The organism is Streptomyces sp. NPDC002701, from assembly GCF_042889045.1.
In the GTDB taxonomy this organism is placed as follows: Bacteria; Actinomycetota; Actinomycetes; order Streptomycetales; family Streptomycetaceae; genus Streptomyces.
On record NZ_JBIAQL010000001.1, the window covers coordinates 379,197 to 402,580 of the forward strand.

General features: G+C 71.6%; 18 protein-coding genes. 8 read left to right on the forward strand and 10 right to left on the reverse strand.

Going from position 1 to position 23,384, the window contains the following annotated elements; translation table 11 throughout:
* Positions 1-27: 27 nt before the first annotated feature.
* From ACFYXC_RS01610 to ACFYXC_RS01640, 7 genes are all read right to left on the reverse strand, one after another.
* Positions 28-975 carry an N-acetylglucosamine kinase gene (locus ACFYXC_RS01610; protein ID WP_389546740.1) on the reverse strand — a complete coding sequence of 316 codons (948 nt, stop codon included), beginning with the start codon at positions 973-975 and terminating at the stop codon, positions 28-30.
* Between the two features lie 86 nt (positions 976-1,061).
* On the reverse strand, positions 1,062-2,327 hold the full coding sequence (locus ACFYXC_RS01615) for a 6-phospho-beta-glucosidase (protein ID WP_389545599.1): 1,266 nt from the start codon (positions 2,325-2,327) through the stop codon (positions 1,062-1,064).
* Position 2,328: 1 nt separating this feature from the next.
* Positions 2,329-3,246 carry a carbohydrate ABC transporter permease gene (locus tag ACFYXC_RS01620; RefSeq protein WP_389545602.1) on the reverse strand — a complete coding sequence of 306 codons (918 nt, stop codon included), beginning with the start codon at positions 3,244-3,246 and terminating at the stop codon, positions 2,329-2,331.
* Between the two features lie 2 nt (positions 3,247-3,248).
* Positions 3,249-4,211 (reverse strand): carbohydrate ABC transporter permease, encoded by a 963-nt coding sequence (locus ACFYXC_RS01625; RefSeq protein WP_389545605.1) that lies wholly within the window; start codon positions 4,209-4,211, stop codon positions 3,249-3,251.
* Between the two features lie 6 nt (positions 4,212-4,217).
* A complete protein-coding gene (locus ACFYXC_RS01630) occupies positions 4,218-5,555 on the reverse strand; it encodes an ABC transporter substrate-binding protein (protein WP_389545608.1) in 1,338 nt (445 codons plus the stop codon).
* Between the two features lie 89 nt (positions 5,556-5,644).
* Positions 5,645-6,868 carry an ROK family protein gene (locus ACFYXC_RS01635; RefSeq protein ID WP_389545611.1) on the reverse strand — a complete coding sequence of 408 codons (1,224 nt, stop codon included), beginning with the start codon at positions 6,866-6,868 and terminating at the stop codon, positions 5,645-5,647.
* Between the two features lie 278 nt (positions 6,869-7,146).
* Positions 7,147-8,232 carry a mechanosensitive ion channel family protein gene (locus tag ACFYXC_RS01640; protein WP_389545614.1) on the reverse strand — a complete coding sequence of 362 codons (1,086 nt, stop codon included), beginning with the start codon at positions 8,230-8,232 and terminating at the stop codon, positions 7,147-7,149.
* A gap of 283 nt (positions 8,233-8,515) precedes the next feature.
* Between ACFYXC_RS01640 and ACFYXC_RS01645 the strand changes: the two genes are divergently transcribed.
* From ACFYXC_RS01645 to ACFYXC_RS01660, 4 genes are all read left to right on the forward strand, one after another.
* Positions 8,516-9,052, forward strand: coding sequence for an HNH endonuclease (locus tag ACFYXC_RS01645; RefSeq protein WP_388908986.1), 537 nt, complete (start codon positions 8,516-8,518; stop codon positions 9,050-9,052).
* A 258-nt stretch (positions 9,053-9,310) separates the two neighbouring features.
* Entirely contained in the window at positions 9,311-9,568 is a 258-nt protein-coding gene (locus ACFYXC_RS01650; RefSeq protein WP_389545617.1) for a hypothetical protein, read from the forward strand.
* A complete protein-coding gene (gene malQ, locus ACFYXC_RS01655) occupies positions 9,568-12,063 on the forward strand; it encodes a 4-alpha-glucanotransferase (RefSeq protein WP_389545620.1) in 2,496 nt (831 codons plus the stop codon). The genes ACFYXC_RS01650 and malQ overlap by 1 nt, the downstream gene beginning before the upstream one ends.
* A 107-nt stretch (positions 12,064-12,170) precedes the next feature.
* The gene (locus tag ACFYXC_RS01660; protein WP_388909140.1) at positions 12,171-12,470 is read left to right on the forward strand and encodes a hypothetical protein; all 300 of its coding nucleotides are present in this window, start codon (positions 12,171-12,173) and stop codon (positions 12,468-12,470) included.
* A gap of 259 nt (positions 12,471-12,729) precedes the next feature.
* Here ACFYXC_RS01660 and pepN read toward each other — a convergent pair whose 3' ends face one another.
* Positions 12,730-15,327 carry an aminopeptidase N gene (gene pepN, locus ACFYXC_RS01665; protein WP_389545623.1) on the reverse strand — a complete coding sequence of 866 codons (2,598 nt, stop codon included), beginning with the start codon at positions 15,325-15,327 and terminating at the stop codon, positions 12,730-12,732.
* A gap of 112 nt (positions 15,328-15,439) precedes the next feature.
* On the opposite strand from pepN, the gene ACFYXC_RS01670 reads away from it, so the two are divergent.
* Both ACFYXC_RS01670 and ACFYXC_RS01675 read left to right on the forward strand, forming a co-directional pair.
* Positions 15,440-16,009: a DUF1203 domain-containing protein gene (locus tag ACFYXC_RS01670; RefSeq protein ID WP_389545626.1), complete on the forward strand. Its 570-nt coding sequence runs from the start codon at positions 15,440-15,442 to the stop codon at positions 16,007-16,009.
* 124 nt (positions 16,010-16,133) lie between these two features.
* Positions 16,134-17,003 (forward strand): hypothetical protein, encoded by an 870-nt coding sequence (locus tag ACFYXC_RS01675; protein WP_389545628.1) that lies wholly within the window; start codon positions 16,134-16,136, stop codon positions 17,001-17,003.
* A gap of 278 nt (positions 17,004-17,281) precedes the next feature.
* On the opposite strand, the gene ACFYXC_RS01680 is transcribed toward ACFYXC_RS01675, so the two are convergent.
* Complete coding sequence (locus ACFYXC_RS01680; protein WP_388908974.1) at positions 17,282-18,319, reverse strand: aspartate-semialdehyde dehydrogenase; 1,038 nt, start codon at positions 18,317-18,319, stop codon at positions 17,282-17,284.
* Between the two features lie 180 nt (positions 18,320-18,499).
* On the opposite strand from ACFYXC_RS01680, the gene ACFYXC_RS01685 reads away from it, so the two are divergent.
* Together ACFYXC_RS01685 and ACFYXC_RS01690 are read left to right on the forward strand one after the other, a co-directional pair.
* Complete coding sequence (locus tag ACFYXC_RS01685; protein ID WP_388908972.1) at positions 18,500-19,054, forward strand: RNA polymerase sigma factor; 555 nt, start codon at positions 18,500-18,502, stop codon at positions 19,052-19,054.
* 1 nt (position 19,055) lies between these two features.
* Positions 19,056-19,853, forward strand: coding sequence for a hypothetical protein (locus tag ACFYXC_RS01690; protein ID WP_389545632.1), 798 nt, complete (start codon positions 19,056-19,058; stop codon positions 19,851-19,853).
* A gap of 66 nt (positions 19,854-19,919) precedes the next feature.
* Here the strand turns inward: ACFYXC_RS01690 and ACFYXC_RS01695 are convergent, their stop codons facing one another.
* A complete protein-coding gene (locus ACFYXC_RS01695; RefSeq protein WP_389545635.1) occupies positions 19,920-23,237 on the reverse strand; it encodes a S8 family serine peptidase in 3,318 nt (1,105 codons plus the stop codon).
* Between the last annotated feature and the right edge of the window lie 147 nt (positions 23,238-23,384).

A 23,384-nucleotide genomic window follows, 5' to 3' on the forward strand; every position in this document is an offset into this window, starting at 1 on the left:
ACTCGAACTGTTCGGTTCCCGGTGTGCTCAGGCCCTGTCGTAAAACTCCCGCACGCGGGCGTGCGCCCGGGCCGGGGCTGCCACGTGGTCGAGCCCGAGGAGCGCGGACCCGAGGACCGGCCGGGCGGTGACGACCCGGGGCACGGCCTTCGGGGCACGCTCGGCCAGCAACTCCCGTACGCGGTCGTCGAGCTGGGGGTGCCGGGCGGCCAGGACGCCGCCGCCGAGCAGCACCGGCGCCTCCTCGTCCAGCAGGTCGAGCCTGGTCAGGGCGACGACCGCCATGGTCACGACCTCGTCGGCCAGCCGGTCGACGAGCGCGCGGGCGACCGGGTCGCCGGCCGCGGCGGTGGCGAACAGGACCGGCGCCAGCTCGTGGCGCCGTACCTCGTCGATCTCACGCAGGTGCAGGGCCTCGATCAGCGCGTACATCGTGGGGAGGGCGAAGTGCGCGGGCAGGGCGCGGGCCAGTTCGGTCGCGGGGCCCCGCCCGTCCTCGGCCCGCGCCGCGTGCCACAGCGCCTCCTCGGCGAGTCCCGAGCCGCCGCCCCAGTCACCGGAGACCCGGCCGAGCGCGGGGAAGCGGGCGACCCGGCCGTCGGGCCGCATGCCCACGCAGTTGATGCCCGCGCCGCACACCACGGCGACGCCCCGCGGCTCCTCGACACCGGCCCGCAGGATCGCGAAGGTGTCGTTGCGGACCTCCACGGTCGTGCCCCACGCGCGCGCGTGCAGAGCCTCCGTCAACTGCCGCTCCTCGACCGGCAGATCGGCGTTGGCGAGGCAGGCCGAGACATGGCCGACGGAGCTGACGCCGGCCGCGGCGAAGGCCCGGTCCACCGCCTCCGCGAGCCGGTCCACCGCCTGCCGGACACCGACCACGGGCGGCTGGAACCCGCCGCCGCGCGCCGTGGCCAGCACACTCCCGTCGGCCGCCACGACCGCCACGTCGGTCTTGCTGTTCCCCGCGTCCACGGCGAGGACGGTTCTGCCGTCCCCCGCGCCGACGGTGGGGACGGTTCCGCCAGTCTTTGTGCCGACGGAGGCGGGATCAGGTGCGGTCACGCCCACGCGAGGTGCTCCCGGTTGTGCGCGATCAGCCGGTCGGTGAGGCCGTCGGCGAGCGCGTACTGACCGACCAGGGGGTGCGCGAGCAGCGCCCGGAACACCCTCTCGCGCCCCCCGCGCAGCGCGGCCTCCAGGGCCAGGTCCTCGTACGCGGTGACGTTCGCCATCAGCCCCGCGAACAGCGGGTCCACCGGCGCCACCGGCAGCGGGGCCGCCCCGCCGTGCCCGACCGCCGCCTGCACCTCGATCACCGCGTCGGCGGGCAGGAACGGCAGCGTCCCCCGGTTGGCCGTGTTCACCACCTGGTACGGGCTGCCGCCCCCGCCCAGCAGGGACGCGGCGAGGTCGACGGCGGCCTCCGAGTAGTACGCGCCGCCCCGCTTGGCCAGCAGCGCCGGCTTCTCGTCGAGCGCCGGGTCGCCGTACATCGCCAGCAGCTCCCGCTCCATCTCCGCCACCTCCGCGGCCCGCGAGGGCTTCGTCCCCAGCTCCCGTACGACCTCGTCGTGCGCGTAGAAGTAACGCAGGTAGTAGGACGGGACGACCCCCAGGCGGTCGAGGAGGCCGCGCGGCAGGCGCAGGTCGCCGGCGAGGGCGTCCCCGTGCTCGGCGAGCAGTTTCGGAAGGACGTCCTCCCCCTCGGGGCCGCCGAGTCGCACATGGGTTTCCCAGGTGAGGTGGTTGAGGCCCACATGGTCCAGGTGCACGTCGGTGGCGGCGACCCCCAGCAGCCCGGCGAACTTCCGCTGGAATCCGATCGCCACGTTGCACAGCCCGACCGCCCTGTGACCGGCCTGGAGGAGGGCGCGGGTCACGATGCCGACGGGGTTGGTGAAGTCGATGATCCAGGCGTCCGGGTTGGCCCGCCGGACGCGCTCGGCGATGTCCAGCACCACCGGGACCGTACGCAGCGCCTTGGCGAGGCCGCCCGCGCCGGTCGTCTCCTGGCCCACGCAGCCGCACTCCAGCGGCCAGGTCTCGTCCTCGTTGCGGGCCGCCTGGCCGCCCACCCGGAGCTGGAGCAGCACGGCGTCGGCGCCGTCGACGCCCGCGTCGAGGTCGTCGGTCGTCGTGACGCGTCCCGGGTGTCCCTGCCTGGCGAAGATCCGCCGGGCGAGCCCGCCGACGAGCTCGAGACGGTCGAGGGCCGGGTCGACGAGGACCAGTTCCCCGACGGGGAGCGTGTCCCGCAAGCGGGCGAACCCGTCGACGAGTTCGGGGGTGTAGGTGGAACCCCCGCCCACAACTGCGAGTTTCATGTCAGCCTTTCACTCCGGTGAGCGTGACGCCCTCGACGAACGCCTTCTGTGCGAAGAAGAACACGACGATCACGGGGGCCATGACCAGGACGGTCGCGGCCATCGTCAGGTTCCAGTCGGTGTGGTGCGCGCCCTTGAAGGATTCCAGGCCGTAGCTCAGGGTCCAGGCGCCGGGGTTCTCGGACGCGTAGATCTGCGGCCCGAAGTAGTCGTTCCAGGCGTAGAAGAACTGGAAGAGCGCGACGGCCGCGATGCCCGGTTTCGCCATCGGCAGGACGACCCTGAGGAGGGTCTTCAGGTCCCCGCAGCCGTCGACCTTCGCCGCGTCGAGGTACTCGTCCGGGATCGTCATCAGAAACTGCCGCAGCAGGAAGATGGAGAACGCGTCCCCGAACGCCATCGGGACGATCAGCGGCCACAGCGTGCCGGACAGATCCAGCTGCTTCGCCCAGAACAGGTACATCGGGATGACGACGACCTGCGGCGGCAGCATCATCATCGAGATGACCAGCATCAGCGACAGGTTCCGGCCGCGGAAGCGGAACTTGGCGAGCGCGTACGCCACCGGGATCGAGGACGCGACCGTCAGCGCGGTGCCGGCGCCCGCGTACAGGAGGGTGTTGCGCCACCAGGTCAGGAAGCCGGGGGTGTCGAACACCTTCGTGTAGTTGCCCCACTCCCAGGTGTCCGGGACCAGGTCCCTGGTGAGTGTCTGGTCGTCGCTCATCAGCGAGGTCAGGACGACGAACACGAAGGGCAGCACGAAGAACAGCGCGGCGGCGACCCCGAGCGCGTGCACGGCGATCCACTCCAGGAGCGCCCTGCGGCGGGCGGTGCGCTCGGCGGGTGTGACGGTCGGCTTCGGGGACTCCAGCTCCGGCTTCTTGCCGAGCACTTGGGTGTCGGTCGTCTGCGTCATGGTCAGTCACCTGCCTGGACGAGGCCGCCCCGGCGCCGCAGCAGGACCGCCGTGAACGCCATGGACAGCGCGAACAGCACCAGCGCGACCACGCACGCGGAGCCGTAGTCGAACCGCTGGAAGCCGAGGTTGTAGACGAGCTGGGGCAGGGTGAGCGTCGACTTGTCGGGGTAGCCCGGCTCGAACTGCTGCCCGGAGCCGCCGATGACCCCGGAGGCGACCTTCCCCGCGACCAGCGGCTGCGTGTAGTACTGCATCGTCTGGATCACTCCCGTGACCACCGCGAACATCACGATCGGCGAGATGTTCGGCAGCGTCACGAACCGGAACCGCTGCCAGGCCGACGTCCCGTCCAGCTCGGCGGCCTCGTACTGCTCCTTCGGTACGTCGAGCAGCGCGGCCATGAAGATGACCATCAGGTCGCCGACGCCCCACAGGGCCAGCATGGTGAGCGCGGGCTTGGACCAGGTGGCGTCCGTGAACCAGCCCGGCGTCGGCAGACCGAGGTCGCCCAGCACCGAGTCGACCGGCCCCGTACCCGGGTTGAGCAGGAAAACGAAGGCCAGCGTGGCGGCGACGGGCGGCGCGAGGTAGGGCAGGTAGAACAGCGTGCGGAACACACCCGTGCCGGTCCTGATCTTCGTGATCAGCAGACCGATCCCCAGGCCGAAGACGACCCGGAAGGTGACCATGACGAGCACCAGCCACAGGGTGTTGCGCAGCGCCGGCCAGAACATGGGGTAGTCGTGGAAGACATAGCTCCAGTTGCCGAGCCCCCTGAACTCGGGTACGCCGAAGCCGTCGTACTTCATGAAGGAGAAGTACACGGTCGAGATCAGCGGGTACGCGAAGAAGACGCTGAAGCCGATCAGCCAGGGCGACATGAAGGCGGCCGTGCGCAGGGCCTGTCTCCGGCGTCTGGTTCCCAGAGTCGGGGTGGCGGGGGACGCGGGGAGTGTGGACATGGGGCGCTACTTCGCCTGCTCGATGTCGCGGTCGATCTGCTCGGCGGTCCTCGCCAGACCGGCCTTCAGATCCTTCGCCCTGCCGGACTCGTACTGGAAGCCGAAGTCCTGGAGGGTCGTCTGGTAGGTCGAGCCGTTGACGGAGGCCGGCGGGGTGTTGGACTGCGGGTGCTGCGCGATGTCGAGGAAGGTCCTGAAACCGGGTTCGACCTTCAGGTCGGGCGACTTCAGCGCGTCGAACGTGGACGGCACGTTGCGGATGGCGTTGGCGAACGAGACGACGGCCTCCGTGTCGGTCGTCATGTACTTCATCAGTTCCCAGGCCGCGTTCTGCTTCTCGCTCTGCGGGGCGATGCCCATGACCGTGCCGGAGAGGAAGCCCTTGCCGTACTCGTCCGCCTCGTCGTCGGCGACGGGCATCGGGGCGGTACCGATCTCGAACTCCGCCCCCGCGTCCTTGGCCATGCCGAGCCGCCACTCGCCGTCGAGCTGCATCGCCACCTGGCCGGTGTGGAAGGGGTGCTTGGCGCCCCACTCGTCACCGAAGGTGTTGCGGTACCTCTCCAGCTTCCGGAAGCCGCCGAGGTCGTCGACGAGCTTCTTCTGGTACGTGAACATCTCGGCGAAGGCGGGGTCCTTCGCGATGTTCGACTTTCCGTCCTGGTCGAAGTAGGCGTGGTCCCACTGCGACATGTAGTGGTCCACCACGGTCTCGTAGCCGTGGTAGTTCGGCATGAAGCCCAGTTGCTCGTACGAGTCGCCCTTGGCCTTCGTCAGCTTCTTCGCGTCCTTCGCGAACTGCGACCAGGTCTTCGGCGGCGCCTTGATGCCGGCCTTCTCGAAGGCGTCCTTGTTGTAGTACAGGCCGTACGCGTCGCCCAGCAGCGGCAGCGCGCAGCGGGTGCCCTCGAACTGGGTGTACTCCAGCATCGGCTTCGGGATGATCTCGGCGAGGTCGAGCTTCGACTTCTCGATGAAGGGCGCGAGATCGGCGAAGGCGCCGGACGAGCAGAACTTGCCGATGTTGGACGTGGTGAACGACGACACGACGTCCGGGCCCTTCGAACCGCCCGCACGCAGCGCCTGGTTGAGCTTGTCGTCGTTGATGTTGCCGACGACCTTCACCTTGATGTTGGGGTGTGCCCTCTCGAAGCGGTCGACGTTCTCCTGGACCGCCTTCACCTCGGCGGGCGCGCTCCAGCCGTGCCAGAACGTGATGGTGGTGTCGGCGTCCGGGTCGTCCGTGGCACCGGAGCCGGACGAGCCGGTACAGCCGGTGGCGAGGAGGGCGACGGAGGCGGAGACGGCGAGTACGGAAGCCGCTTTTCTGGATATTCCGGGCATGGTGAGGTCTCCCTGGGGCGGGGCGGGACGGGCGGGGGTCGAGCGGGAGGCGGGTGGAGTCGCGGGTCCGGGCGGAGGTCCGGGCGGAGTCAGTGGGCCGAGGTGTCGAAGACCTCGTCACGGGTGGCCGCCAGCGCGCTCTCCAACGCGCCGCGCAGCACGGGCTGTTCACGGACGTCCCCGACGACGAGGCGCGGCCGGGACGCGGCCAGCTCCTCCAGCTCGGCCTGCACCAGCGCGCGCAGGGGTTCGCCGCCCCTGCTGAGCGAGGCGCCGCTGAGGACGACGAGTTCGGGGTCGAGGACGGAGACGAGCGAGGCGAGACCGGTGGCGAGCCCGGTCGCGTACGTCTGCAGCAGCTCCCGGTGGGCGCCCGCGTCGATCTCCGCCGCCTGCTCCACCAGGGCGGCGGCGACCTCGGTGTAGGGCCCGGTCGGTATGGGCCGGATACCGAGGTCGCGGGCGAGCTTCGGGATGGCCTGGGAGCCGGCCAGCTCCTGGTAGCCACCGCTGTTGGCCTTGGTGACCTGCCGGACCAGGGGCGCGCCGGGCACCGGCAGGAAGCCGACCTCGCCCGCGCCACCGGTCCAGCCGCGGTGCAGCCGTCCGCCGAGCACGAGGGCCGCGCCGAGGCCGCCCTCGTTCCACAGCAGGACGAAGTCCTCGTGGCCCCGGGCCGCGCCGAGCCGCTGTTCCGCGACGGCGGCGAGGTTGACGTCGTTCTCGTACTCGACGGGCATCGGCAGCGCCGCCGCGAGTTCGTCGAGGAGCGCGGGGGAGTGCCAGCCGGGCAGGTGGGAGGCGTAGCGCAGGCGTCCGGTGTTCGGGTCGAAGGCGCCCGGGGTGCCGATGACCAGCCGCCGGACGTCGGCGCGGGTCAGCCCCGCGGCCTTCACCGCGCCGTCGAGGGCGTCGGTGACCTGCCGTACGACGGTGTGGGCCGCGCGCCGGCCGGGGGTGGGCAGTTCGTACGAGCCCACCGTCCGTCCCGTCACGTCGGCGACGGCGGCGAGGATCCGCTCGGGCGTCACGTCGAGCCCGGCGGCGTACGCGGCGACCGGGTTCACCGCGTACAGCTGGGCGTTGGGTCCGGGCCGCCCTTCACTCGTCCCGGTGACGACGACGAGCCCCGCCGCCTCCAGCCGGGCGAGCAGCTGGGAGGCGGTCGGCTTCGACAGCCCGGTCAGCTTGCCGATCCGGGTCCGGGACAGCGGGCCGTGCTCCAGGAGCAGGTCGAGCGCGGCGCGGTCGTTCATGGCGCGCAGCACACGCGGGGTGCCCGGCGTGCCGGAGGTTCCTGCCGTTCCTGCCATGACGGACGCCACCTGCCTTTCGGCTGCCCAGCTTCCCAGGACGCCGCCCGGTCGGTCCACCGGGACGGCATTGTTAGGAAACTTTCCTGTTGATGGGAGGAAGGTAGGCCGGAGGCGGGGGAGCCGTCAACGGGTCGCGCCCGCGGCAACGCAGTCGTTACCGACGCGCCACGTGCGGGCGGCGAACGCGTGGGGGCGGCGAACGCGTGTGGGCGGCCCGGAGTCTTCCGGGCCGCCCACACGGGTGAACGTGAACGCGTATGAAAAAGGTCTCGCGGCTACTTCGTCACATTGGACGGGACGACCGCCGGCGGCGGCGCTATCGGGGACGCCGACTGGGACTGGGGAGAGGAGGTGTTGGCGTAGGCCGACGGGGGCGCCATGCCGGCCGTCGGGTCGGCGGCCGGTTCGCCGTCCGGCTGGAGCGGGGGGTTGCCCACGATGCGGATACCGGCCCGGTCGAAGGCCAGCTTGATGCGCCAGCGCAGTTCGCGTTCCACCGAGAGGGCCTTGCCGGGCATCGTCTTGGCGCTGACGCGGACGACCATGGAGTCCAGGAGGACGCTGTCGAGGCCCAGGACCTCTATCGGGCCCCACAGGCGCTCGTTCCAGGGCTCGTCCTTGCTCATCGCCTCGCCCACCTCGGCGAGCACCGTGCGGACGCGGTCGAGGTTCTCGTCCGAGCGGACCGTGACGTCGACGCCGGCCGTGGCCCAGCCCTGGGAGAGGTTGCCGATGCGCTTGACCTCGCCGTTGCGGACGTACCAGATCTCGCCGTTGTCGCCCCGGAGCTTGGTGACCCTGAGGCCCACCTCGATGACCTCGCCGGAGGCCACGCCCGCGTCGACCGTGTCGCCCACCCCGTACTGGTCCTCCAGGATCATGAAGACGCCGGAGAGGAAGTCCGTCACGAGGTTGCGGGCGCCGAAACCGATCGCCACGCCCGCCACGCCCGCGGAGGCCAGCAGCGGGGCCAGGTTGATCTGGAACGTGCCCAGGACCATCAGCGCCGCCGTGCCCACGATCAGGAAGGACGCGACCGAACGCAGTACCGAACCGATGGCCTGGGAGCGCTGGCGGCGACGCTCGACGTTGACCAGCAGGCCGCCCAGCGCCGTTCCGTCGACCGCCTGCGCCGTGCGGTTCATCCGGTCGATGAACTGCGTGATGGTCCGCCGCACGGCGATTCTCAGCGCCACGGCGATGACCACGATGAGCAGCACCCGCAGTCCGATGCTGAGCCAGGTGGACCAGTTCTGCTCCACCCAGCTGGCGGCGTTGGTCGCACTTTCCTGGGCGTCCTGGAGCGATGGCGGCGTCGGTTCCTCGGTGGGATCGGCGGCCGACAGGACGGACAAGAACACGGCAGGTACCTCCAGGCGTAGCGGCCCGCCCGCGGCAAGGGCATCGGGTGAAGTCGGGTGAAGTGCCGACGGGCGGAAACACCACACTAACGGGGCACCGTGTGCGGATCGTTGCAATGTTCGGGGGAGAGACTGTGCTCACCTGGGGAGGAAGAAGATGTGGTCGAAAACACTCCCAGCCCGTTACCGGGACATGGTGGCGCTTCCACCAGGCATGAGGGGAGACTGACTACAGATCGTCCCGGCGCGAGCCACGCGCCGCCGGCGTACAAGGAGGCCATCCGTGCCGCATGTCCTGGTCCTCAACGCGTCGTACGAGCCCCTCGGCGTCGTACCGCTCCGCCGCGCGCTCGTCCTCGTCCTCGAGAACAAGGCCGTTTCTCTCGAGGAATCCGGCGCCTTCATGCACAGCGCGACCGTCACTGTCCCCGCGCCCAGCGTGGTCCGGCTGAAGAGGTTCGTGCGGGTCCCTTACCGGGGGCCCGTCCCGCTGACCCGCCGGGCGCTGTTCGCCCGGGACGGCGGCCGGTGCATGTACTGCGGTGGCGTCGCAACCAGCGTCGACCACGTCATCCCGCGCAGCCGCGGGGGTCAGCACGTCTGGGACAACGTGGTGGCGTCCTGCCGCCGCTGCAACCACGTCAAGGCCGACCGCCACCTGGTCGAGATCGGCTGGCGCCTGCGCCACAAACCGGCCCCGCCGACGGGGCTCGCGTGGCGCATCATCGGCACCGGGCACCGGGATCCGCGCTGGCTGCCCTACCTGCAGCCGTACGGAGCGGAGGACGCGATGGCCCGGATCGACGGCATTTCCGCCTGACGACCCGGGCCTTCGTCTTGCCCCTCGCGCGCTCCTGCTCGGCACCCTGGGCATCCTCGGCAGCGAGGCCCGGATCATGCTCCGCGGACCGTTCGCACGAGCCGGTCGCGCAGGGGCTCGGTGTCGGCACTCTTGGTGATCGCGGGCGGCCGGGACAGAATGTGAACCGGCGCACGTAGTCCGGGCTGTCACGTCTGCGGGCCCGCCCGTTGGGTAGGGGCTGCCTGACCCGCCCGCACGACCACCAAGGAGGCCCCCGTGGCCGCATCGGCACAGCTTCTGCTCTCGGCCCTCTCCAAACGTCCGGCGGACGTGCCCGCCGACCCCGGTCTCCACCCGCTCCACTGCATCTTCAGCGCCGAGGGTTCCTGCGCCGAGACGCCGCTCACCAGTGAGCCGCCGCTGCCCGATGCCGCACCTCTCACCAGCGAACCTCCTCTTGCCGACGCCGCGCCCCTGACGAGCGAGCCCACTTCCACGGGTGCCGCCGCGGGCCTGGACCCATCGGGGGTCTGATGCCGCTCTCCCGGCTCGCCGCGCTGTACGGCGTCGCCACGTCCTACAGCCCGTCCCCCGACCGCACGGTCGCGGCCTCCGACGCGGCGGTCGTCGCCGCGCTCGCCGCGCTGGGTGTCGCCGCGGGGACGCCGGACGCCGTCCGAGACTCGCTCGCCGCGCGCGAGACGGAACTCCGCGAGCGGTTGCTGCCGCCGACGGTCGTGCACTGGTCCGACCCCGACCCCGACCCCGACCCCGAACACGGTCCTGGTGGCGGTCCCGGCCCTGGTACCGGGACAGGCCGCGATCCCGACCCCGGTCTCGACGCCGATCCCGATCCCGGTCCTGGCCCCGCTCTCGATGCCGGTCCCCGTCCCGATTCTGATCCCGGCACTGACGCCGAGCCCGGCATCGGTGCCGAGCCCGGCGCCGACGGCGGACCTGGTGTCGTTGGCACCGGCACCGGCACCGGCACCGGCGCCGACGTCGCCCTCGGTGTCGGCCACGGGAGTGACGGAAGGGGTGTGGCCGGCGGGAGTGGGCCCGGGGGCGTGGCCGGTGACCGGGGGCCGGGGGCCGCGGCCGGGGGTGGTGGGGCGGCTGCCGGAGGCGGGCCCGCCGTCTCGGACGCGGGGTTCGCCGACTCCTCCCTCGGGTCCGTCCTCGCCGCGCTCCCCCCGGGGACCCGGCTGAGCGTCCGGACCGAGCAGGGGGAGACCCGTGACTCCCTGGAGCGGCTGCCGCTCGGGGTGCACGAGGTGGAGGCCGCAGCCCCCGACGGACGCACCGCGCGGGCCCACCTCGTCGTGGCCCCGAAGGAACTGCCCACACCCCCCGAACGTACGTACGGGCTGCTCGTGCAGGTCTACTCGCTGCTCTCCCGCCGCTCCTGGGGCATGGGCGACCTCGGGGACCTCGCGGAGCTGACCGCCTGGGCGGGACGCGCCCTCGGCGCCGGGTTCGTCCAGGTCAACCCGATGCACGCGGCCGTACCTGGCGCGCCCACCGACCCCTCCCCGTACCGGCCCTCCTCGCGCCGCTACCCCGACCCCGTCCACCTGCGCGTCGAGGACATCCCCGAGTTCGCGTACGTCGACGAAGGCGACCGCGAACGCCTCCTGGGGATTCTGGAACGGGCCCGCAGGCTGCGCGAGTCCGTGCTCGAGAAGGACGCGCTGATCGACCGCGACGCCGTGTGGGAGCTGAAGCGCGAGGCCCTCGAACTCGTACGCGACGTGCCGCTCGGGCCCGGCCGCCGCGCCGCGTACTGCGACTTCCTCGCCGAGGAGGGCGAGGCACTGGAGGACCACGCGACCTGGTACGCGCTCGCGGAGGTGTACGGCTCCGACTGGACGCAGTGGCCGTCCGGCCTGCGCGACCCGCGCTCGGCCGAAACCGCCCGCGCCCGCGCCGAGTTGATGGACCGCGTCGACTTCCACAGCCGGCTCGCCTGGCTGACGGACGCCCAGCTCTCCGCCGCCCAGCGCAGCGCCCGTGACGCCGGTATGGCCGTGGGGCTCGTGCACGACCTCGCCGTGGGGGTCCACCCCGAGGGCGCCGACGCCTGGGCGCAGCAGGAGTACTTCGCGGCCGGCATGTCGGTGGGCGCGCCCCCGGACGCGTTCAGCGTGCAGGGGCAGGGCTGGGGGCTGCCGCCCTGGCGCCCCGACCGCCTCGCCGAGTCCGGCTACGCCCCGTACCGCCGCCTCCTGCGCGCCCTCTTCCGGTACGCGGGCGCCCTCCGTATCGACCACGTCATGGGCCTGTTCCGCCTCTGGTGGATCCCGCAGGGCCGGCCCGCCACCGAGGGCACGTACGTCCGCTACGACGCCGAGGCCATGCTCGCCGTCCTCGCCCTGGAAGCCTCCCGCGCCGGGGCCCTGGTGATCGGCGAGGACCTCGGCACCGTCGAGCCCGGGGTGCGGGAGGCGCTCCAGGAGCACGGTGTGCTGGGCACCTCCGTCCTCTGGTTCGAACGCGACTGGGACGGCACGGGGCTGCCACTGCCGCCCGAGAGCTGGCGCGCCGACTGCCTCGCCACCGCCACCACCCACGACCTGCCGCCCACCGCCTCCCGGCTCACCGGCGACCATGTCGAACTCCGCGACCGGCTGGGCCTGTTGTCCCGCCCCGTGGGGGAGGAGCGGGCCGAGGCCGCCGCGGACGTGGGGGAGTGGCTGGCGCTGCTCGCCCGGCTCGGACTGCTCCAGGGCGGGGCCGGCGGGGTCTCGGAGCCGTCGGAGGAGGCCGAGATCCAGGCCGTGCACCGCTTCCTGCTGCGTACCCCCGCCCGCCTCGTGGGCGTCTGGCTGCCGGACGCCGTCGGCGACCGCCGCCCGCAGAACCTGCCGGGCACCTGGGACCAGTACCCGAACTGGCGCCTGCCCGTCGCCGACGCCGAGGGACGCCCCGTCACCCTGGAGGACCTCGCCGCCTCACCCCGGCTGCACGCCCTCATGGAGGTGGTGCGCGAAGGCCGCACGACGGCCGGCGAACCCGGGCCTCCCGCATGAGGCGCAAGGCCCCGTACGGCACCTCACGGGTGCCGTACGGCACCACCGCGGTCCCGTACGGCACCCCCGGCCGCGCGGCCGTGACGGGAGTTCGCTACGTTTGCACCGTGGACATGAAGAACGCCCTGCGCGCCGGCGCCCTGGCTGCCGGTACGACGCTGATGATGCTGCTGATGTCGTCCCCCGCGCTCGCGCTGACGCCCGACGACGGCGACGACCCCGCGCAGAAGCTGAGCGTCGTCGAGACGCTGGGCCTCTACGTCGTGGCTCCGATCGGGTTGTTCCTGCTGATCGCCGGCCTGGTCTGGGTGCTGGACGGCTCGACGGACCGGCAGCCGCGGCTCAAGCCGGGCGGCAAGGGTCAGGGCAAGATGCAGGGCAAGGACCAGGTCCGCGCCACGTCCTGACCCCGGTCCCCGCCGGATTCTGTTTCGAGGGCACCGTCCTCGCCCCCGTACACGACCGAGGTCGTACGGGCGCGAGGACGGTGCCCTCGACGTGTTCTGGCGCCCCTACGGGACGCTCGCGTCCCGTAGGGGCGCGGGGAACGGCGCGCCCAGCCCCCACCGGACCCGCACGGACCCGTGAACGCACGGACCCGCTTGGAGGGGCGCCCGGCAGACGCCGGGAGCCCCTCCCCTTCGCGTACGACCGTGACCGGGACGGCTACGAGGCCGCGGACGCCGCCGCGTCCGCCGCCTGCGCCCTGAGCGCGCGCTCGACCCCGGAGCGGGACTCCGAGATCAGCCGCCGCAGCGCCGGGCTCGGCTCGGCCGAGGCCAGCCACTCGTCCGTCCTGGCGAGGGTGTCCGCGTCGACCTGCACCGCCGGGTAGAGACCGACCGCGATCTGCTGGGCCATCTCGTGCGAGCGCGAGTCCCAGACGTCCTTGACCGCCGCGAAGTACCTGTCCGTGTAGGGCGCGAGCAGTTCGCGCTGGCCGGTCTGCACGAAACCGCCGATGACGGCCTCCTGAAGGGCGTTCGGCAGCTTGTCGGACTCGACGACGGACGCCCATGCCTCCGCCTTCGCCTCCTCGGTCGGCCGGGCGGCCCGGGCGGTCGCCGCGTGACGCTCACCGGCGGCGGTCCTGTCCCGCTCGTACTCGCCCGCGATCTCGGCGTCGTCGAAGCGCCCCACCGCCGCGAGCCGCTGCACGAACCCCCAGCGCAGCTCGGTGTCGACGGCCAGGCCCTCGATGCTCTCCCGGCCGTCGAGCAGGCCCTCCAGGAGGTCCAGCTGCTCGGGCGTCCGGGCGGTCGCCGCGAAGGCCCGCGCCCAGGCGAGCTGATGGTCGCTGCCCGCCGCGGAGGACCGCAGGTGGGCCAGCGTGGCGTCCGTCCAGCGGGTCAGCAGCGCCTCGCGGGCGTTCGGGTCGGCGTACAGCTCGACGGCCGTCTTCACCTGCCGCTGCAGCGACTGCACGACACCGATGTCCGACTCCTTGCCGATCCCGGAGAGGACGAGCGAGAGGTAGTCGCGGGTGGCCAGTTCGGCGTCGCGGGTCATGTCCCAGGCCGAGGCCCAGCACAGGGCGCGGGGCAGGGACGCCTCGAAGTCGCCGAGGTGCCCGGTGACGAAGGCGAGGGACTGCTCGTCGAGACGGACCTTCGCGTACGAGAGGTCGTCGTCGTTGAGGAGGACCACGGCCGGGCGGCGCTTGCCCACCAGCCCGGGCACCTCGGTCAGTTCGCCGTCCACGTCCAGTTCGAGGCGCTCGCCGCGCACCAGCTTGCCGCCGCCGTCCTCGCCCGCCGCGCCGTCCAGGTCGTACAGGCCGACCGCGATCCGGTGCGGGCGCAGCGTGGGCTCGCCCTTGGCGCCGGCGGGCAGGGCCGGGGCCTCCTGACGGATCGCGAACGAGGTGATGACCCCGTTCGAGTCCGTCTCGATCTCCGGGCGCAGGATGTTGATGCCCGCGGTCTGCAGCCACTTCTGCGACCAGGTGCCCAGGTCGCGCCCGCTGGTCTCCTCCAGGGCGCCGAGCAGGTCGGACAGCCGGGTGTTGCCGTACGCGTGCGCCTTGAAGTACGCCTGTACGCCCCGGAAGAACTCGTCCTCACCGACGTACGCGACGAGCTGCTTGAGGACGCTGGCGCCCTTGGCGTACGTGATGCCGTCGAAGTTGACGAGCACGTCGTCGAGGTCGTTGATCTCCGCCATGATCGGGTGCGTGGAGGGCAGCTGGTCCTGCCGGTACGCCCAGGTCTTCATGGAGTTGGCGAAGGTGGTCCAGGAGTGCGGCCAGCGGGAGCCCGGCGCGTACGCCTGGCAGGCGATCGAGGTGTAGGTGGCGAAGGACTCGTTGAGCCACAGGTCGTTCCACCACTCCATGGTCACGAGGTCGCCGAACCACATGTGGGCCAGCTCGTGCAGGATGGTCTCCGCCCGCACCTCGTACGCCGCGTCCGTCACCTTCGACCGGAAGACGTACTGGTCGCGGATGGTCACCGCGCCCGCGTTCTCCATCGCGCCCGCGTTGAACTCCGGTACGAACAGCTGGTCGTACTTCTTGAACGGGTACGCGTAGTCGAACTTCTCCTGGAACCACTCGAAGCCCTGCCGCGTGACCTCGAAGATGGCGTCCGAGTCGAGGAACTCGGCGAGCGAGGGCCGGCAGTAGATGCCCAGCGGCACGCTCTGCCCGTCCTTCTCGTACACGCTGTGCACCGAGTGGTACGGGCCGACGACCAGCGCCGTGATGTACGAGGAGATGCGGGGCGTCGGCTCGAACTCCCAGACGTCGTCCTTGGGTTCCGGCGTCGGCGAGTTGGAGATGACGGTCCAGCCGGGCGGCGCCTTCACGGTGAACCGGAAGGTCGCCTTCAGGTCGGGCTGCTCGAAGCTGGCGAAGACCCGCCGCGCGTCCGGCACCTCGAACTGCGTGTAGAGGTACGCCTGCTGGTCGACCGGGTCGACGAACCGGTGCAGCCCCTCGCCCGTGTTCGTGTACGCGCAGTCGGCCACGACCCGCAGGACGTTGCGCCCGTCCAGGATGCCCGGGAGTGCGATCCGCGAGTCCTTGAAGACCTCGGCGGGGTCGAGGGAGTCACCGTTGAGGACGACTTCGTGGACGGCCGGAGCCACCAGGTCGATGAAGGACTCGACGCCGGTCTCGGCCGAGTCGAAGCGGACCGTGGTCACCGACCGGTAGGTCCCTCCCTCCTGCGCGCCGGAGAGGTCGAGATCGATCTCGTACGAGTCAACGGTGAGCAGCTCGGCCCGCTGCTGCGCCTCTTCGCGGGTCAGGTTTGTGCCAGGCACGCGGTCATCTCCTCGTCATGTGTCAGTTGCGTCATCCTTCCACGGCGGCTGCGGGAGTGCGATGTCCGTTTACCGCCGGTGTCCGGGCCGGGCGCGGGGCCACCCTGGAGCCATGACCAGCCAGCACGCACGTCCCCGGCACACACGTCCCCGGCACGTCCGTTCCCCTCACGTACGTGCCGTCGAGCCCCGGGTGGCGCAGGAACTCCGCGAGCGGGACGACGCCGGGCGCCCGTGTGTGCCCGTCGTGGACACCGAGGGCGGCGCCCCGCTCCGCTGCTGCCTCAGGAGGAGCGAACCGGGGGAGCGCGTCGCCCTCGTCTCCTACGCGCCCCTGCGGCGCTGGGCCGCGCAGACGGGCGCGCGGCCCGGCGCGTACGACAAACAGGGACCGGTCTTCCTGCACGCCGAGGAGTGTCCGGGCCCGGAGCCGAGCCCGGACTCCACCGCCCCTGCCGGCCCCGCCACGTACCCCTTCGCCCGGCCCGGCGCGCTGCGCGTCCTGCGCCGCTACTCCGCCGACGGTCACCTCCTCGGCGGACGGTTCCTGGAGATCCCGGAGGCGGCCGACGAGGCGCTGGACGCGGCTCTCGCGGAGACCTTCGCCGAGCCGGAGGTGGCGCTGGTGCACGTCAGGGCCGTCGAGTACGGCTGCTTCCTCTACGAGGTGCGCCGCCCCTGACGGCCGGGCGGTCGGCCGTCAGGGGCGGTGGATTTGGGCGCGGAGGAGTGTTCCGTAAAGGACGGGGAACTCGGGTTCGAGTCAAGTGGACCGACTTTGGACCGAGTTGAGGGGGAATGTGCTGATGGCAGCGAAGCGTGTTCTGGGAGTCGCCACCGTACTGGTGCTCACCGCGGGGGTGTCCGCCTGTTCGGACGGCGGCGACGGCGGCGACGGGAAGTCGAAGGGCGCGGCGAAGGGGGCGTCCTCGACCAAGGGCGCGTCCGAGTCCCAGGTGGTACGGGCCGCCCACCAGAAGACGACCGCGGCGGACACGGCGAAGATGACCCTCGCCACCGAGGCGACCGCGGCCGGCAAGTCGGTGACCGTGCGGGGCACGGGGGTGATGGACCTGGAGGACGGCGACAGCACCATGACGATGACGTCCCAGGGCCAGAAGATCGAGCAGCGGGTCCTCGACGGCGTCGTCTACCAGAAGGCGCCCGCCGAGCAGCGCGCCCAGTTGGAGATGCCCAAGGGCAAGACGTGGATGAAGATCGACCCGTCCCGGCTGAACGGCTCGAACGGGCAGGTCAACGACCCGGCCGAGTCCTTCGGGTTCACCAAGGGCGTGACCGACCGCGATGTCACGAAGGTCGGCACGGAGACGATCGACGGGACCCGCACCACGCACTACCGCGTCAAGGTCGCCGTGCAGGATCTGGCCAAGGGCGACCGGGCGAAGGCCGACCAGCTGGAGAAGCAGCTGGGCACCTCGACGCTGCCGCTGGAGATGTGGCTCGACGACGAGGGCCGCCTGCGCCAGGAGACCATCAAGCTCACGCTGCGCCCCCAGACGGGTGAGGGCCAGAAGAGCCAGACGGTCACCAGCACCACGACGCTCAAGTTCACCGACTTCGGCACGGAGGCGGACATCGAGGCCCCGCCCGCCACCGACACACTGGACGTCACAAAGAAACTCGCAGCCGCCTCGAAGTCCCAGGGCACGGCCTAAGTTTCCAGGGGCGCGAGCCACGGCCGACTCTTCCAGGCCCCCGGAGCACGGCCGAGTCTTTCAGGTCCCCGGGCCACGGCTGAATCCTTCAGCCCAGGGGCACGGCCGACTCTTTCAGCCCAGGGGCACGGCCGACTCTTTCAGGCCCGGGGCGCGGCCGACTTTTTCAGGGGCGCGGGGAACTGCGCGAACAACCCCCACCGGGCCGCACCCGACACACACTCCCCGACCCGCGTCCGGTGGACCACAAGGTGGTCCACCGGACGCGGGTCGTCCCGTCAAACCGCCGCAGCGCCAAGCTCGGCCGCCACCAACTCCGCAATCTGAACGGCGTTCAACGCAGCGCCCTTGCGCAGGTTGTCGCTGGAGACGAACAGCGCAAGACCGTGCTCCACGGTCTCGTCGGCACGGATGCGGCCGACGAAGGAGGGGTCCTGGCCGGCGGCCTCGAGCGGGGTCGGGATCTCCGAGAGCGCGACCCCCGGAGCGCCGCCCAGCAGCTCCGTGGCCCGCGCCACGCTCAGCGGCCGCGCAAACCGGGCGTTGACCTGCAGCGAGTGGCCCGAGAACACCGGTACGCGGACACAGGTGCCGGAGACCTTGAGACCCGGGATCTCCAGGATCTTGCGGGACTCGTGGCGGAGCTTCTGCTCCTCGTCGGTCTCGTACGAGCCGTCGTCGACGACCGAACCGGCCAGCGGCAGGACGTTGAAGGCGATGGGCCGCTGGTAGACGGCCGGCTCGGGGAAGTCGACCGCCGAACCGTCGTGCGTCAGCCTGTCCGCGACGGCGACGACCTTCTGCGCCTGCCCGTGCAGCTCGGCGACACCGGAGAGACCGGAGCCGGAGACGGCCTGGTAGGTGGCGACGACGAGGGCTTCGAGGCCCGCCTCCTCGTGGAGGGGCTTGAGCACGGGCATCGCGGCCATCGTGGTGCAGTTCGGGTTGGCGATGATCCCCTTGGGCCGGTCCGCCACGGCGTGCGGGTTGACCTCGGAGACGACCAGCGGGACCTCGGGGTCCCGGCGCCAGGCGGAGGAGTTGTCGATCACGACGGCACCCTGTGCGGCCACCTTCTCGGCGAGGGCCCTGGACGTGGCGCCGCCCGCGGAGAACAGCACGATGTCGAGGCCCGTGTAGTCGGCCGTGGAGGCGTCCTCCACCGTGACCGGCTCGCCCTTGTAGTCGATCGTCGAACCGGCCGAACGGGCCGAGGCGAACAGCCGCAGGGTCCGCACCGGGAAGTCGCGCTCGGCGAGGATCCTCAGCATGACCGTGCCGACCTGACCGGTGGCTCCGACGATTCCTACCTTCACGGTGACTCCTTCTGCCTGTTCCCTGATGGCCGAGATTCCATCATGTGTCTCACCCCGGCCCATGTGTCCAATCCATTGCCCGCGCACTGAGACGGTGTGACGTACACCTCCGTCGAGGTCGGCCGAACGTTTCCCGCGCCGCGTGCGTCCTAGAGGAAACGCGGCGAGGGGAGGGCAGCTGTGCTGCGCAGAAAGGCCCGCCGCGTCCAGGGGGGCGGGGAGGCGGCCGGGGGGACGCCCGCCGACCCCCTGGACGCGGCCCAGGAGCGCCGGGTGCGTGCGGTGCTCGCGCTCGGCGGGGTGCCGCAGGCGGACCTGCCGGACGGGGTACAGCAGGTACGTCTGCGGCTCCTGGAACGGGAGGCGAGCGGGGCCGAGGCACTGCGGGACGTCTCCGCGTGGGCGGCGGTCGTCGCCTCGAACCTCGCCATGGACTGGCACCGGGCCAGGCGCCGGCAGGAGCGGATCGGCGAGCGCCTGGCCGCCCTGCGGTCCGAGGAGCACACCGTGGGCGACGCGGGTGAGGACACGAAGGTGCTGTCGCTCGCCGTGGCCCAGGGACTGGACGAGCTGCCGGACGCCCAGCGCCAGATCCTCGTGCTGCGCTTCTACGCCGACCTGCCCGTCCGCGGGATCGCCGAACAGCTCGGCATCCCCGAGGGCACGGTCAAGAGCAGGCTGCACACGGCGGTCCGCGCGCTGCGCGCCCGCCTGCACGAGGACGAGGTGGTGTGACGTGGCCGAACACGAAGGGATCGACGCGCTGCTGGCCGCGATCACCGAGGAGCCCCTGCCCGAGGGGGCCCGGGACGACGCGCGGTTCATGGCGGAGCACCGGTCGGCGGTCGCGGACGTGGCCCTGCTCAGGGAACAGCTGCGGATCATGGGTGACACCCTGGCGGGCCCGCCACCCGCGACCGAGCCGTCCCCGGTCTCCGTATCCCCGGCGGCCTCCGTACCCCCGGCCTCCGTACCGCGCACGGCGGCGAGGCCGCTCAAACCCTCGCAGCCGCCCTGGTACCGCCGGTACGCGGGCGTGGCGCTCGGCACCCTGGTGGTGGCCGCGGGCACCGCGATGCTCGGCGGGCTGGTGTGGCTCGGGTCGAACGGGGGCGGCGACGCCACCAGTTCGGCCGACTCGGCGACCGCCGAGCAGGACTCCGGGGCGGGCGGGGCGAAGTCCTCCTCGGCCGAGCGGCACCTCGCGTGCGCGAAGGTCCTCGCCGAGGGGACCGTACGGAGCATCACGCCTGCGGGCGCCGGGAACGTGAGCGTCGTCCTGGAGGTGGAGCGCTACTACCGGCCCGAGCAGTCGGCGAAGGACCACCCGACGATCACCGTCACGTTGCCGACGAGTGCGCGCGAGGACCTGAAGGCCGGCACGTACACCCTGGTCAGGGTGCCGGTGTACGCGCAGGACGGGCAGGACTGGGAGACCGGCCCGGGAGTCGGCGACGCCCGGAGCGAGATCCTGCGGGCGCTCCCGGGAGCCCGCGGTCTGCGGTGCCCGGGCCCGGATGACGGCCGGGGCTGAGAACCGGAAGGGGCGGGCGCCCGGTCACCCGGACGCCCGCCCCCTGCTACGTCACCACTGCGCCGGTTACGGCACGACCTTCTCGATCAGCACGTTGCCGGTGCCGGCCGCGGTGCCCCGCGCGTTCACGAGCTGCACGCGCCCGAAGAACGTGCGTCCCTCCGGCGCCGCCGCGTTCGCGACGACCTTCGCGGTCATCGACGCCGACGCCCCGGTGGCGAGCTTCACGGGCGTGGAGTCGACCTCGATCTGTCCGAGCGAGGGCGCGAAGTACACGTCCAGGTAGTCGTACGCGGTGCTGCCGGCCGGGACCGAGTAGCCGGCGATCAGCACGCGGTACGTGCCGGCCGCGGGCGACGGGACGGAGACGGCCTCCTCGGAGTCGCCGTCGGCCGACGAACCGACCTCGTTGCCCTGCGCGTCGAAGACCGACAGGTCGAGGTCGGCGGCCGCGTCCGAGACGTTGCCGATGGACACGTCGAGCGACTCGGCGCCCGCGGGCACGTCCACCGTGACGACGTCCGTGGCGCCGTCGGCGATGGTCGGCCGCGTGCTCTTGGAGGAGCCGAGCGGGCCGCCCCGGAGCGAACCGTCCACCGCGGCCAGCTTGTTCGTCACCTTCCACGAAGCCGGCGTCGGCGTACCGACCTTGGCCTCGGGGACGGTCACGACCGCCGGGTCGAACTCGGCGCCCAGCACCTCGACGCTCAGCTTGTACGGGTTGTCGAGCACCGGCGACGTACGGCGGGACTCGACCTCGATCTCCCACACGCCCGGCTGCGGGTCGCTGTACGAGCGCAGGTCGGGGCGGCAGCCGTTGCCGTCGAGGTAGTTGTTGTAGCAGTACGGCGTGGAGGTGTTGTCGACCGGGACGCCGTACGGGTGGATGGCGATGAACCGGGTCTGGCTGCCGGCCTTCAGCCCGCCGATCGCGACCTCGAGGTTCTTGGCGCCCTCGGGGACGGTCACGAAGTAGGACCTGCTGGAGTTGCGCTGGACCGTGCCGGACGCGGAGTAGGCGTACTTCTGCGGGGCGGCCAGCGGGGCGGCGACCACCACCGTGGTGAGGACCTGCTTGTCGACGCCCTCGGTGCGCGGGTCGTCGACCTCCAGGATGGCGCTGCTCAGACCGGAGTTCTCCGGCCTGGCCTCGACCTTCACCGTCACCGGCTTGTTCAGCGGCAGCGAGATCTCGTCCTTGCCGACGATCCGGAAGGTCCTGTCCCGGTTGTTCTCGAAGTGCAGCTCGTGCCGGACGGCACGGTCCGCGCCGGTCGTACGGGTCACGGTGACGTCGTACGTCTTCTTCTGCCCGGCCTTCAGGCCGCCCTCGCGGTCGTAGAGGCCGGTGCCGAAGCCCGGGGTCTCCAGCGCGAAGTCGATCGCGGTGTCGACCGGCGCCTTCACGGTGTATTCGTGGGCGGTGGCGCCGCGGCGGATCGACTTCCAGGCGTCCTGGATGTCGATGAGGCCCGCACCCTCCTCGTACGCCTGTGTGCCGCTGATGTGGTCGGCGGTCGAGGTCAGCGCGGTGCGCAGCTTCGCGGGCGTCAGATCGATGCGCTTCTGCTTCGCGGCGCTCAGGAGCAGCGCGGAGGCGCCCGCGGCCTGCGGGGACGCCATCGAGGTGCCCTGGAGCATCGAGTAGCCGGGCGGCAGGGAGTAGCCCGCCTCGGCGACCGGGCCGCCGGGGAACCAGGTCTGCGTGGTGTTGATGGCCGCGCCGGGCGCGGTCAGCGTGGGCGTGAAGCCGCCGTCCTCGCGCGGGCCGCGCGAGGAGAAGGGCATCATCGCGTACTTCTTCTCCACGGCCGAGCCGTAGTTGGCGGCCCAGGTCTGCCTGGAGATGGACGCGCCGACCGAGATGACCTTGTCGGCGAGGCCGGGGTCGCCGATGGTGTTGGCGCCGGGGCCGGAGTTGCCGGCCGAGATGACCAGCTGCACGCCGTAGGTGTCGATGAGACGCGTGTAGAGCTCGGCGCGCGCGTTGTTGCCGTCGTTGAGCGCGGGCAGGCCGCCGATCGACATGTTCACGATGTCGACGCCGCGGTTCGCGACGAGGTCGATCATGCCCTCGGTGAGCGCGACGTTCGTGCAGCCGCCGGTCCAGGTGCAGGCGCGCGAGGAGACGAGCTTGGCGCCGGGCGCCGCGCCGTTCATCCTCCCGCCGAACAGCTTGTTGGCGGCGGTGATGCCGGCGACGTGCGTGCCGTGCTCGGACTCGATGATGCCGATGTTGACGAAGTCGGCCTTCTTGCCGACCCAGTCGCCGCCCAGCGGGTCCATCGGGACGTCCTTGCGGATCTCCACGGTGAACGGCACGCGCTCGACGATGGCGGTCGCCGGGTCGTCGGTACCGAAGTAGCCGATCTGGTAGCCGTCCTTGTACGGCTTCATCGGCGTGTCGTCGGTGAAGTCGTTGTTGTCGTTCAGGTCGACGCGGGCGGTCCCGGCCGCGGCGTCGTAGAGGACGCCCCAGCTGTCGGTGGTGTCGCCGTCGCGGTTGAGGTCGCCGTTGGCGTCGCCGCCGGTGGACGCGGACTCGCGGAAGCGGCTGACCGCGTAGTTCCCGGCCGGAGCCGTCCAGCTCTCGCCGTCGTAGGTGAAGACCGGGCCCGAGCGGGCGTTGACCATGGCGCGCCAGGTGGCGTCGCCGTCGACCAGCGGGTCGGTCGCCGTCACCCAGTCGACGATCTTGCGCTCGCCGGTGGTGGTCTTCTGCAGCGCGGGGTGCGCCACGTCGACACCGGAGTCGAGGATGCCGATGGTGATGCCGCGGCCGTCCGCCTTCGGGTTGTCCTCCACGAAGTCGACGGCACCCGTCTCGAAGGACGGGTTGTACGGGTTCTCGGCGGGGGTGTTCTTCCCGGGGGCCGGGTAGGAACCGGCGGTCGGGGTCTTCTTGGCCCCCTTCGCCCGGTCACCGGACGGCGTCGGGTCGTCCAGCGCGATCTCCTGGCGCAGGTCGATGCCGTGCACGGAGGAGAGCTTGGAGGCCGCCGCGATGGCCGCCTCGGCCCGGGCGGTCGGCACGGTGGCGCGGACGTAGCCGAGCTTGTCGTGGGTGCGGCCCACGGAGCCGCCCTTGACCGCGTCCAGCTGCCCGGCGACCTGCTCGGTCTGCCCGGGAGCGGTGGCGATCATCATCGTGACGTTCTTGTCGCCGGCCGCCTGCGCCTCGGCGAGGAGGTCCGCGTCCGCCGAACCGAGCTTGCCGCTCGCGGACTTGACCGGCGTGTCGGCGGAGGTGCCCGGGTCGTCCGCGGAGAACGCCATGGGTATCGGCCCTGCCGCGGAGAGAGCGGCCACGAGACCGGCGGCGACGGCTATGCGTGCCGCGCGTCTCGCCCCGCTGATCGGAGCGCGCTGAGAGTTGAGGGTCATCAGCATCCTTGTAGGTAAAGGAAAAGTCCGTTCACGATCGGATCGACATCGAATCGATCGCGTCAGTCCGGAATGTGAACCCGGATGACCGCTCAGCTTTACCCACGAGACAGATGTTTGGGGAGAGCTGACCGTGACGTGAAGTGT

Bases quoted from the DNA above. Each gene is read 5' to 3' on its own strand.
- ACFYXC_RS01615 (WP_389545599.1), bottom strand. From the start codon at position 2,327: ATGAAACTCGCAGTTGTGGGCGGGGGTTCCACCTACACCCCCGAACTC.
- ACFYXC_RS01620 (WP_389545602.1), bottom strand. From the start codon at position 3,246: ATGACGCAGACGACCGACACCCAAGTGCTCGGCAAGAAGCCGGAGCTG.
- ACFYXC_RS01625 (WP_389545605.1), bottom strand. From the start codon at position 4,211: ATGTCCACACTCCCCGCGTCCCCCGCCACCCCGACTCTGGGAACCAGA.
- ACFYXC_RS01630 (WP_389545608.1), bottom strand. From the start codon at position 5,555: ATGCCCGGAATATCCAGAAAAGCGGCTTCCGTACTCGCCGTCTCCGCC.
- ACFYXC_RS01635 (WP_389545611.1), bottom strand. From the start codon at position 6,868: ATGGCAGGAACGGCAGGAACCTCCGGCACGCCGGGCACCCCGCGTGTG.
- malQ (WP_389545620.1), top strand. From the start codon at position 9,568: ATGCCGCTCTCCCGGCTCGCCGCGCTGTACGGCGTCGCCACGTCCTAC.
- ACFYXC_RS01670 (WP_389545626.1), top strand. From the start codon at position 15,440: ATGACCAGCCAGCACGCACGTCCCCGGCACACACGTCCCCGGCACGTC.
- ACFYXC_RS01675 (WP_389545628.1), top strand. From the start codon at position 16,134: ATGGCAGCGAAGCGTGTTCTGGGAGTCGCCACCGTACTGGTGCTCACC.
- ACFYXC_RS01695 (WP_389545635.1), bottom strand. From the start codon at position 23,237: ATGACCCTCAACTCTCAGCGCGCTCCGATCAGCGGGGCGAGACGCGCG.